Source organism: Myroides sp. C1519 (assembly GCF_038039755.1).
Taxonomy (GTDB): domain Bacteria; phylum Bacteroidota; class Bacteroidia; order Flavobacteriales; family Flavobacteriaceae; genus Flavobacterium; species Flavobacterium phaeum_A.
In genome coordinates this window covers 45,724-58,180 of sequence record NZ_JBBPHM010000018.1, presented here as the reverse complement: position 1 = coordinate 58,180, position 12,457 = coordinate 45,724, and the positions used below count along the sequence as shown (strand labels likewise).

6 protein-coding genes are annotated in these 12,457 nt (G+C 32.8%); 3 read left to right on the top strand and 3 right to left on the bottom strand.

The features are described 5' to 3' along the window. Window positions 1–283: 283 nt before the first annotated feature. From AABL81_RS10675 to AABL81_RS10665, 3 genes are read right to left on the bottom strand one after another with little or no spacing between them, the layout of a single operon-like run. Window positions 284–979 carry a porin family protein gene (locus AABL81_RS10675; RefSeq protein ID WP_158210090.1) on the bottom strand — a complete coding sequence of 232 codons (696 nt, stop codon included), beginning with the start codon at window positions 977–979 and terminating at the stop codon, window positions 284–286. Window positions 980–994: 15 nt separating this feature from the next. Beyond that, entirely contained in the window at window positions 995–2,200 is a 1,206-nt protein-coding gene (locus AABL81_RS10670) for a DUF3078 domain-containing protein (protein ID WP_233269319.1), read from the bottom strand. 3 nt (window positions 2,201–2,203) lie between these two features. Beyond that, complete coding sequence (locus AABL81_RS10665; RefSeq protein WP_341341018.1) at window positions 2,204–3,970, bottom strand: 1-deoxy-D-xylulose-5-phosphate synthase; 1,767 nt, start codon at window positions 3,968–3,970, stop codon at window positions 2,204–2,206. 72 nt (window positions 3,971–4,042) lie between these two features. Between AABL81_RS10665 and AABL81_RS10660 the strand changes: the two genes are divergently transcribed. From AABL81_RS10660 to pbpC, 3 genes are read left to right on the top strand one after another with little or no spacing between them, the layout of a single operon-like run. After that, window positions 4,043–4,483 (top strand): nucleoside deaminase, encoded by a 441-nt coding sequence (locus AABL81_RS10660; RefSeq protein WP_341341017.1) that lies wholly within the window; start codon window positions 4,043–4,045, stop codon window positions 4,481–4,483. An 11-nt stretch (window positions 4,484–4,494) separates the two neighbouring features. Continuing rightward, window positions 4,495–10,014, top strand: a complete 5,520-nt coding sequence (locus AABL81_RS10655) for an alpha-2-macroglobulin family protein (RefSeq protein ID WP_341341016.1) — start codon at window positions 4,495–4,497, stop codon at window positions 10,012–10,014. A gap of 55 nt (window positions 10,015–10,069) precedes the next feature. Then, complete coding sequence (gene pbpC, locus AABL81_RS10650) at window positions 10,070–12,448, top strand: penicillin-binding protein 1C (RefSeq protein ID WP_341341015.1); 2,379 nt, start codon at window positions 10,070–10,072, stop codon at window positions 12,446–12,448. The last annotated feature ends 9 nt before the right edge of the window (window positions 12,449–12,457 follow it).

Genomic DNA, 12,457 nt, shown 5'->3' with positions numbered 1-12,457 from the left:
TTTATATATGGGGATTAATTTATAGCTATATCGCTTTATTAATTTTCATTTTTTTTAGACTTAAATGCAGTGCCCATATAGCACTTTTAAGAAGTTGTTTACTGTTCTTTATTACACAATTAATTGAACATCAAAACGTAAACTTAATAGGAATTATAGCCTTAATATTTATAATTGGATTTACAGCGACATCACGCTTATACTTTAAAGCACATACGTCGACAGAAATAATATTAGGCTTTTTGATAGGAGTAATTCCACAACTATTTTTCTTTTCACTAACTTACAAAATGTAAAACATCACCCCTACATTAAGTAAACGCAGCTTGTTTTTATCATCCTGGATAACATTGTTTTTATAAACATTATTCAATCCATAATACATATAAAAATTCCACGTATTAAATCCTGCAGACATATACACTCCGTATAGCCACTTATTAATATCCTCATCTCCTCTCATAGTGGTTGAGTATTCTCCTGTAGTAGTTTTACTTCGATCACCAAAAACATAACTTGCTTTAAAACCTAAGTGAACCCTCCAAAACTTATGTGAAAAAGGTGTAGATGTACGCCATCTTAATTCAACAGGAAAATCAACTGCGTGCAATGAAACACTACTCTTTTTATAAGAATCAAGAATTATATGGTCGTGTTCAGTAGTTAAACCAAGGTTTCCTCTTAGATTTAAATAAGAGTACCCTATACCTGGAGCAATTGCCATTGTTCTTTTCTTATTGACAGGGAAATCGCGTAAAAATCCCCCATTCACACCAATTGAAACAGAATTTGGCGAAAAACCAGCAGGTTTATCTTGCAATAATGTATGCGTAATCCCAAAATAAAATTGGTCTTCTCTATATTTTAAATCAGCTTGTTGAATACTATCATTATTATGCTGAGAAATACTTTCCATTTCTTGAGCATTAACCCCTATATTCCCAACAAAGAATAAAACAAAAACGATTAACTTTTTCATTTGATTACCTAATAATTAAAATGAATATACTAAACCTACTCCAAGAGTCTGTTTAAACTGAACCTTAGGTCCTTCTAATACTTGAACACCATCACGTTCAACTTTATTCTTAACATTATCATCGTAAATCATATAAGCTCCAACATTGGCTCTTACATAATTATTCACTTTCAAATCTAACTTGAACTCCCAACTTACATCAATGTTTCCAAAATGATCAACATAATCACTGTAGAAGGTCAACTTATGTTCAATAAAAATATTTTTAAATATCTCTTTTTTCCACTCATTACTTAAAAGGAAACCAATCTCAGCTTTATACTTTTTTCCCCTTCTTATAATATTTCCTAAATCATCTTTCTCCGCTTTTTCAACACCAAATGCCCCCTGATCTGCTAAACGTTGATCATTCACAAAAGTTGCTTTATACGTAACTGGTGAAATATAAAACTTCATACCTGTTTTTGGAGTCACGTATTCCGCCCCCCAACCAACAAATAAATAAGCTGGAGCAAACCATCTCGATACAGGATCGTCAGTATTTGGATAATTGTATCCGTCTGTAAATTGTGATTTAAAATTCAGTTTAGCCACATAATACCAATCTGAAATTGCTGTGGATTTATAACCAAATGTAGAATTATACTCTAATACGTCATCAGACTTACGAAGTTCACGATCAGATTGCTTATTTACACCATAACGGACATTTAGGACATTATCCCAACTCAAACGCCCTTTTATATATTTACGGCCAAATTCTCCTTTAAAAAGCCCGGCAATTGAGTTCTCCCCTCCAGCACTCCAATTAACAAAAGCTATCTGATTAAAATCAAGTCCTAACTTATTTTTCTTCTCCCAATATCCAACTATTTCATTGTTTATAGGTAAAACATTAAGGTTAATCAAAGGATTAAACGTTGCTTTAATAGGATTAACTTTTGGTTTAGCACGTTCTACAAATATCTCTGGTTTAAAGAAAGGAACATCTCCATAAACATCATTATTTCCATAAGAAATAATATTTTCATTATAATTCTTCGCTGGTAAAAAACCCATCAACGGGTTAAAAGGGTTTTCTTGTAAACTAATCGTATCGCTTTTTATACTTTGTATATCTCGCTTTGCTTCTGTTTCTTGCACAGGTATATTCTGCCCGTAAGAAGATAAAAATCCTCCTAAAAAAACAGCTATAAATAAACACGTATTAAACTTTCCCAAAACCTAATTATTAATAATTTTCACAATACTTTCAACGTCAATTCCACACTCCTGTTGCTGCTGTTGAACAGTTGCTTGTTCCACAAACAAGTCTTTTACCCCCCTAACATCTACTGATACACCAGGATAATTAAAACTAACAAATTGTGCAATACTACTTCCAAATCCACCAATTGTAGTTCCATCTTCAAAAGTGACAATTCTTGAATACTCTTGACATATTTGATGTAACATTTGTTCATTTAATGGCTTTACAAAAAGAAAATGATAATGAGACCATTCATCGCTTTTAGTTTGCTTACAAGCCTCTATAACATTATTTCCAATTGTACCAGTTGTAACAAAAGCAAATTTATTCCCTTTTTGTAACTTTTTGACAAATTGATTCGTAATTTTTTCAAAGGGTAATTGCCACGAATAATTGATAAATCCTTTCCCTCTTGGATAACGAATTGCCCAAGGCGAACTAATTCCCAATTGTGTTGTATATAATAAGTTTCTCAACTCAAGCTCATTTAAAGGAGCTGCTATAACCATATTCGGAATACAATTTAAGTATGCAATATCATATACCCCTTGATGAGTAGCCCCATCCTCTCCTACTAACCCTGCTCTATCTAAGCAAAACACAACAGGTAAATTTTGTAGTGCTACATCGTGAATAACCTGATCATACGCACGTTGTAGAAAAGTTGAATAAATTGCACAATAAGGTATAAGTCCTTGCGTAGCCATACCTGCAGCTAAAGTTACTGCGTGTTGTTCTGCAATTCCAACATCTATTGCTCTTTCAGGTATTTCGTCCATCATATATTTTAATGAACTACCAGTAGGCATTGCAGGAGTAATACCAATAATATTTTTATTCTCTCTTGCTAACTCTAAAAGCGTTAATCCAAAAACATCTTGAAACTTTGAAGGAAACTCATCTTCTATTTTTTTTATCAATTCCCCAGTAACTTTATCAAACTTTCCAGGAGCGTGATATTTTACCTGATCTTCCTCAGCTTGTTTAAGCCCTTTACCTTTCGTTGTTATAACGTGTAAAAACTTAGGTCCCTTTACTTTTTGTAATCGTTTTAACTCTTTTACAAGACGAGGTAAATCGTGTCCATCTATAGGTCCTTTATAATCAAAATTCAAAGATTTAATCATATTATTCTCTCGAGGATTGGTACCAGACTTTACAGAAGTTAAATAATCTTTTAGAGCACCAACACTTGGATCAATTCCGATAGCATTATCATTTAGAATTACAAGCATATTAGCATCAGTAGCCCCTGCGTGATTCAATCCTTCAAAGGCCATACCTGATGCAATTGAAGCATCACCAACTATAGCGATATGTTGTTTTTCACAATCACCTTTTAAGTTAGAAGCTAATGCCATTCCTAAAATTGCTGAAATTGCGGTAGAAGAATGCCCTACGCCAAAGTCGTCGTATTCACTTTCTCCTCTTTTTGGAAAACCACTTATACCGTTTTTTTGTCTATTTGTATGAAAAACGCTTTGCCTTCCTGTAAGAATTTTATGACCATAGGCTTGATGTCCAACATCCCAAACCATAAGATCGTCAGGCGTATTGAACACATAATGCAAGGCAATTGTCAATTCAACAACTCCTAAACTTGCCCCTAAATGTCCTTCTTTTGTAGAAACAATATCAATTATAAAACTTCTAAGTTCAACCGCTAATTGCATAAGCTCATCTATAGATAGCTTTTTCAAATCTTGCGGGTTATTTATTTGCGGTAGTAACTTTTTGATCATTATAAAGATAAATAAAAACAAATTTACGATTTTGTTTCTATTTTTGACTTTCCAATTATGTTAACACACGAAATGAGTACATTTTTTACAGATGAATATTTTATGCGAATAGCTTTAAATGAAGCTAAATTAGCATATGAAAAAGGTGAAATACCTGTAGGAGCAATAGTAGTAGCCAATAATCAAATTATTGCAAAAAGTCATAATCTAACAGAACTACTACATGATGTAACTGCACACGCAGAAATACAAGCAATCTCTTCTGCTGCTAATTATTTAAACGCTAAATATTTGAAAAACTGCACTTTATTCGTTACTTTAGAACCATGTCAGATGTGTGCTGGAGCTCTTTATTGGAGCCAAATAAGCAATATCGTTTGTGGTGCTGAAGACTCTAAAAGAGGGTATCGTGCTATTGGGGGACAAATACACCCTAAAACAAAAATAACATTTGGTGTTCTTGAAGAAGAATGCGCTAACCTTATGAAATCGTTTTTCGAGAGTAAAAGATAAATTATACTAATATGAGAATTAGAAAATTATTATTGGTTTTCTGCTGTATGCTTTTTGTACTACAGTCGTGTAAAAAAGATAAGGGAGAACATTTGAATCTTTCTAATCCAAAACTATTTAGTGAATACATCCTTGGATTTACATCTGGTATTATTTCAACGAAATCACCAATTGACATTAATATTCCAACTAATTGGAAAAATTGGACACCTAATGAAGAGTTAGACAATAGCTTGTTTACAATTACACCAGCTATTAAAGGAAATGTCTATTACCTTGCAAATGATGTAATTCGCTTTCAACCAAGTGAGAGACTTAAACAAGATGAAAAATACCATATCACTTTTCACCTAAATAAAGTTGTTGATACAGAAGATGCTTTAAAAGATTTTACTTTTATGCTTATGACTGTACCTCAAATTTTCTCTACTGAATTAACAGATCTACAATCCATTAATGATGATGAATACACATTGAATGGAACAATTAATTCAAGTGATTTTATCACTACAGAGGATATTAAAAAGGTGATTTCTGCAACTCAAGAAAAACAAAAGTTAGACATTAACTTTACAACTGACGACAAAACAGAAGCTAAAGAATTTCCGTTTACTATAAATAAAATAAAAAGAAACACAGAAGAAAGCACTGTATCTGTTGAGATAAATGGTAAAGCTATTAAAGCAAGTCAAAAAACAACAGAAAATTACACGATTCCACAGAAAGATAGATTCTATTTATTTAAAGCAACTCCTGTTCCAAATGATTCTCAATCATTCTGGCTAAACTTTTCAAACCCTCTTAAAAAGAATCAAGATTTTGAAGGGCTAATTGACTTAGATAATAGTGATGCTAAACTAACTTTTTCTACTGATGGAAATGTTTTAAAAGTTTATAGTGATAAACCTTTTCTTGAAACTGTTAATTTGCGTGTTTTTGCCGGAATTGAAGACAATAAAGGCAATAAGACAGATAGAACAGAGAAGTATGAATTAAAATTTGGGGTACTAAAACCTGATGTACAGTTGCTTAAAAATGGTACTATTTTACCAAGTTCTGAAAACTTAAAAGTGAACTTTCAGGCTACTACTCTAAATGCTGTTGATGTAAAAGTGTACAAAATATATGAAAACAATATTTTACAATTTTTACAAGAAAACAATATTGATGGTAAATACAGCTTATACAAAGTAGCTGATCCTATAGCAAAAACAACCATTAAACTTACTAATGCTGATCCAAAGGCATTGTTGAGATACAATTCTTACGCATTAGATTTATCTACTCTTATCACTCCTGATCCAGGAGCAATATATCGCGTGGAGTTTTCTTTTAAAAAATCATATTCGCTTTATAATTGCCCAGCAAGTGAAACTGTAAACACACAAGATAACGATGAGGAAGAAGATATTTTCACGCAAGATTTAGAAGAAGACGAGGAAGATTATTACTATTACTACTTTCGTTGGGATGAAAAAGATAATCCTTGTTCAGACTCATACTATTACTATCACGAAAAACCTGCTACCAATATTTTAGCAAGTGATCTTGGAGTTATTATCAAAGGAGGAAACAATAATGTTTATACAGCAATTGTTACAAACTTATTAACTACTGATCCTGTAGCTGCAGCAACAGTAGAGTTTTATACTTTTAAACAACAGTTAATCACTTCTTCTAAAACTGATAACACAGGTATATTAACTGTTAACCTGCAAAATAAAAAACCTGCTTTTGCAATTGTACGAAGTGATAAAAACACAACGTATGTAAAAATTGATGGAGCTAACGCTTTATCTATGAGTAATTACGATGTTGATGGTTCTTCACTTCAAAAAGGTATCAATGGTTACATCTATGGAGAACGTGGAGTTTGGCGTCCTGGAGATAATATTTATCTTGATTTTATTTTAGATGATTTAGCTAACCCTATTCCATCTAACCACCCTATCAAGCTAACTTTTTCAGACCCATTTGGAAAAGTAGTGGACCAAATTGTCTTAAAAAAGAACAAAACAAATCACTATTCATTCCACTTAAAAACAAATGCTGAATCTCCAACAGGTAACTGGCAAGCAGTTATAAATATTGGTGGTGCTAAATTTTACAAACAAGTAAAAATTGAAACTATTAAGCCTAACCGCTTAAAAATTAAAAACAATATTGAAGGCAAAACAATCAAGAACAATAATAACCAAGTTATAGTTGACTATAACGTACAATGGTTACAAGGAAGTATTGCTCGCAATTTAAAAGCTGATGTTGTTCTAAAATTAATTCCACAAACAACTACGTTTAAAGATTATAAAAATTACCGCTTTGACAATAGTTTAAGTTCTTCTGGCTCACAAGAAATTAATGCATTTGCAGGATCTACGAATAATGAAGGTGATTTTGCATTTCCAGTGAACTTAAATAATGTTCCTCAAAATGCAGGAATGCTTAAAGCTATTTTTACAACAAAAGTTTACGAAAATGGAGGAGATATGTCAACAGATGTTTCTACTGCTACGATATCACCTTACCATACTTATGTTGGAATAAAAGCTCCTGAGGCTAATAAATATGGTTACTATGAGACAGATAAACCTTTAAACTTTAACCTGATTACAGTTAATGACTCTGGAACACCAACTTCTGGTGAAATTGACGTAACTGTTTATAGACGTAAAGGTTATTGGTGGTGGGGATCAAATAATGAAGGAGCGTCAAGCTATAGTAGTTCAAATTACTATTCTGTGTACAAAGCTACATCAACAGTATCAACCAAAAATAAAGGACAAGCAAATTATTCTATTACAATACCCGAACAAGATTGGGGTACATATGAAATCGTTGCTACTAATAAACATGGTAAGCACATTGCATCTTCAACATTCTATGTAGATTGGCCTTATTGGTCAGCTAAAACAAAGCATTCTCAAGGAAAAGAAGCAATTTCTTTGGCTATTGCAACAGATAAAAAAGATTACAATACAGGAGAAAAAGTAAAAATATCATTCCCTTCAAGTGAAGATGGTAGAGCGCTAATTTCGGTAGAAAATGGTTCAAGTGTATTAGAAACTCATTGGGTAAAAACTCAAAAAGGAGAAACTACTTTTGAGTTAACAACTACTGACGCTATGTCTCCAAATATCTATTTGAATATAACGGCAATTCAACCACACGCATCTACATTAAACAACTCTCCTATTCGTATGTATGGTGTTTCGGCAATTAATGTTTTCAATAAGAAAACAAAATTAGAACCGGAAATAATTATGCCTGACAAATTAAAACCTGAAGAAGAATTTACTTTAAAAGTGAAAGAAAAGAATGGTAAAAATATGTCATATACAATTGCGATTGTAGAAGATGGACTATTAGATTTAACACGTTTTAAAACTCCTACCCCTTGGAATACATTCTACAGCAAAGCAGCTTTAGGTGTACGCACTTGGGATGTTTTTGACGATGTAATTGGTGCTTATGGCGGTGCTATAAACCAAGTATTCAGTATTGGTGGAGATGAGGATTTAGGAGCAGGACAAGTTAAAAAAGCGAATCGATTCAAACCTGTGGTTATTCACTTAGGTCCTTTTGAACTTGGAGCAGGAAAAACAGCAAACCACAAAGTTAAACTACCAAAATATATTGGTTCTGTAAGAACAATGGTTGTTGCCTCTGATATAAATAACAAGGCTTACGGAAGTACTGATAAAACAGTTAAGGTAAACAATCCCTTGATGATATTAGGTTCTTTACCTCGAAGAGCTGTTCCTGGAGAAAAAATAACTCTTCCTGTAACTGTATTTGCAATGGAGAACCATGTTAAAAATGTAACTGTAAAAGTAAAAGCAGACGACAAGTTTCGCTTAGAAACAAGTGCTATTCAAGAGTTATCTTTTAGTGAACCAGATGAAAAAATAGCGTACTTTGACTTAGAAGTCTTACAGAAAACAGGTATTTCTAAAATTGAAATAGAAGCTACTTCTGGAAAAGAAAAAGCTACTTACGTAGTTGAGTTAGATGTAATGAATCCTAACCCAATAACTGTAAACAGTAAATCTGTAATAGTAGAACCAAACTCATCTGCATCGTTAGATTGGGAAAAATTTGGTATCAGTGGTAGTAATAAAGCTACTTTAGAACTTTCTACTTTTCCAGGTATTAACCTTACATCAAGACTTAATTACTTAATTGGTTATCCACATGGTTGTAGTGAACAAATCACCTCTGGTGTTTTCCCACAATTATTCTTGGTAGACTTTGTTAACTTAAGTAAAACGAAAAAAGAGAGTGTACAGCGCAATATTAATGAAGGTTTAAAACAGTTAGCTCAACGTCAATTATCAGATGGTAGTTTCCGCTATTGGAGCAGTGATTCATACTCTGATGATTGGACTACTTCTTATATTCTTCATTTCTTCATTGAAGCGGAGAAAAAAGGATACGCTCTTCCTGTTGGAAGCAAAGCAAGTGCTATCACATATCAACAAAAGGCTACTCGCCAGTGGTCTTTTAATAGTAAAAGTGCTAATGATTTTGCTCAAGCTTATAGACTGTATACACTTGCCTTAGCTGGTAATGCTGATTTAGCTTCTATGAACCGTTTAAGAGAAACAAATGGAATTTCTACAAATGCTAAATTGCGTTTAGCTGCTGCTTATGCTTTAGCTGGACAAAAAGATGCTGCTAATAAGCTTATCGCTAATGCAAAAATCAGCGAGAATGCAAATACGAACTATTATTACTATGGCTCATTTGAAAGAAACCTTGCTATGGCTTTAGAAACTTATGTTTTAACGAAGTCAAATAAAAATACCGCAAATGAATACGCTATTGAATTAGCTAATCGCCTTGGTTCAAATAGTTGGATGAGTACTCAAACAACAGCATTTAGTTTACTTGCTATTTCTGCTTATGTACAAGGAAATAAATCGAAAGAAGGAATTGCAGTAGACTATACATTCAACAATGGTGCTAATAACATAAATACGAAAACAGATTTCTATGAAAAAGAGTTGTCACCTATTAATCAAACAAATGCTATAAATATTAAGAACAACAATAGTTCGACTGTTTATGCACGAGTTGCTTATAGTGGTATTCTTCCTGTCGGAAAAGAAAATGTTGAAGAAAGTAAATTGAGTATTAAGTCATTGTACCAAACGACATCTGGTCAGACAATAAATCCTACTCAACTACAACAAGGTACAGAATTCGTTGCTTATATTACCATAACAAATACAAGTGCAATGAATGTAAACAACGTTGCTTTAACGCAAATTGTTCCTTCGGGTTGGGAAATTGTAAACTTGCGTTATACTGATGCTGGTGGTAACAACAATAGTGTGCAGCATACAGATATTAGAGATGACCGATCACAATTTTACTTTAGTCTACCAAGTAGAAGTTCTAAAACACTGAAAGTGGTTCTTAATGCTTCTTATTTAGGAAACTATTATATGCCTGGTATTTTTGCAGAAGCGATGTATGACAATACTTACAGAAGTAGAACTGCAGGACAATGGATTCAAGTAGTTAAATAACCAAAATAATTATCAAATAAATACAGGGATTAGCTTCCCTGTATTTTTTCTTTATATGAAAATCATACAATATTGTAACTGGAAAAAGTGGAGTCTGAAAAAGAAAATATCAATAGTTTTTCTGTTCATACTTGCGATTATATACTACTTTTCTATTCCTAAAAAACTATTCGACAAACCTTATTCTACTGTTATTGAAAGCAATGATGGGCAACTTTTAGGTGCTCAAATTGCAACTGATGGACAATGGCGTTTCCCAGAAATTGATAGTGTCCCTTATAAGTTCAAACAATGTATAATTAACTTTGAAGATGAATACTATCGTTATCATTGGGGATTAAATCCTGTTTCAATTACAAAAGCACTTATTTCAAATACGAAAGCAAAACAGATTAAACGAGGAGGAAGTACTTTAACCCAACAAACGATTCGCTTAGCGCGTGATGGTAAAAAAAGAAGCTATGGTGAAAAGGTAATTGAAGCCATACAAGCAACGCGCCTTGAATTCAAATTTAGTAAAGACAAAATTCTAAGTCTATACGCATCGCATGCTCCTTTTGGAGGGAATGTAGTAGGCCTTGATGTAGCAGCGTGGAGATATTTCGGGACTACACCAGAACAATTATCGTGGGCAGAAAGTGCCACTTTAGCTGTCCTTCCTAATGCTCCGAGATTAATATATCCTGGAAAAAATCAAGAGATATTACTAAAAAAGAGAAATGCTCTCTTAAAAAAACTATATGATAAGAATATTATTGATGAGAATACTTATCAACTTGCCTTGATAGAACCATTACCTCAAAAACCCCATGAACTACCTCAGTTAGCCCCTCACTTATTGCAATTAGTCGCTAAAAAAAATAAAGAACAACGCATTACTACAACGCTTGACTATAATATTCAATCGCGATTAAACGATATTATTAAAAACTACTATAACAATTATAAGCAATCTGAGATTTACAATATCGCAGCAATTGTTATAGATGTAGAAACAAGAAATATAATTAGTTATGTGGGTAATTCTCCTACAACAATTGACCATCAAAAAGATGTAGATATAATTCAGGCACAAAGAAGTACAGGAAGTATTATAAAACCATTTTTATATGCAGCTATGTTAGATGAAGCAGAAATACTTCCTACAACATTAGTAGCCGATATTCCTGTCGTAATTTCAGGTTACAAGCCTGAAAATTTTAATAACTCATATGAGGGAGCTGTCCCAGCTAATGAAGCTTTATTTAGATCTTTAAACATTCCTTTTGTACTAATGTTACAAAAATATGGCATTTATAGATTTTATAATCAGTTACAAAATTTACAATTTAAAAGTATTAACAAGCATCCTAATCACTATGGACTGTCATTGATTTTAGGTGGAGCAGAAAGCAGTTTATGGGAAATTACACGTGCTTATACAAGTTTAGCTGCAACGCTAAATTATTATAATACTTCTCAAGGAAAATATAGAGTAAATGAAATTCAAAACTTAAATTGGAACAAACAACTAACCAATAGCTTTGGAAAAGATACATCGGAAAAAAACACCTTAGGAGCCGGAGCTATTTACAACACGTTTAAAGCCTTAACTTTAGTAAATCGACCAGAAGGAGATGAAGCGTGGAGACATTACGAATCAGCGGTTAAAATAGCTTGGAAAACAGGTACAAGCTTTGGTGGCCGAGATGCTTGGGCAGTAGGAGTTAATAAAAAATATGTTGTGGGTATTTGGGTTGGAAATGCTACAGGAGAAGGACGCCCATCTATAAGTGGTGTTAGAATGGCGGGCCCTATTCTTTTTGACACTTTCAATCTCTTACCTAAATCCAATTGGTTTACAGCTCCTTTAAACGACTTAGAGGAAGTTGATATCTGTACACTATCAGGCCATTTAGCAGGACCAAATTGTCAGTCTAAAAAGGAATTAATTCCATACAGAGCTAAAAAAACAGCACTATGCCCCTATCATCAATTAATACATTTAGATAATAATAAAACTTTTCAAGTTAACAGTCAATGTGAACCTATAGAAAACATTATCAATACATCTTGGTTTGTATTACCTCCGACAATGGCGCATTTCTACAAGAAATTCCATAGTGAGTATAAAGAGGTTCCTCCGTTTAGAGAAGATTGTTTACAAACAAATGAGCTAAATACGATTGAATATATATATCCAAAACACGGAGATATAATCTACCTTACAAAAGATTTTTATTCTCAATTACAACCATTTATTGCTAAAGCTGCAACGAATAATTCAGAAAAAACTTTGTATTGGTACTTAGACAATCAGTTTTTAGGGCAAACGGATCTATTTCACGAACAATCAATACAAGCAGAACCTGGAGAACACTACATCACTATTGTTGATACAAAAGGCAATAGTAAAACAATACAAATTACTTTAAAGAAGAGTAATAATCAATAAACAAAAAAC

What these genes read in the sequence shown, in the direction of transcription:
- AABL81_RS10675 (WP_158210090.1), bottom strand. Translation starts at nt 979, where the DNA reads ATGAAAAAGTTAATCGTTTTTGTTTTATTCTTTGTTGGGAATATAGGG.
- AABL81_RS10665 (WP_341341018.1), bottom strand. Translation starts at nt 3,970, where the DNA reads ATGATCAAAAAGTTACTACCGCAAATAAATAACCCGCAAGATTTGAAA.
- AABL81_RS10660 (WP_341341017.1), top strand. Translation starts at nt 4,043, where the DNA reads ATGAGTACATTTTTTACAGATGAATATTTTATGCGAATAGCTTTAAAT.
- AABL81_RS10655 (WP_341341016.1), top strand. Translation starts at nt 4,495, where the DNA reads ATGAGAATTAGAAAATTATTATTGGTTTTCTGCTGTATGCTTTTTGTA.
- pbpC (WP_341341015.1), top strand. Translation starts at nt 10,070, where the DNA reads ATGAAAATCATACAATATTGTAACTGGAAAAAGTGGAGTCTGAAAAAG.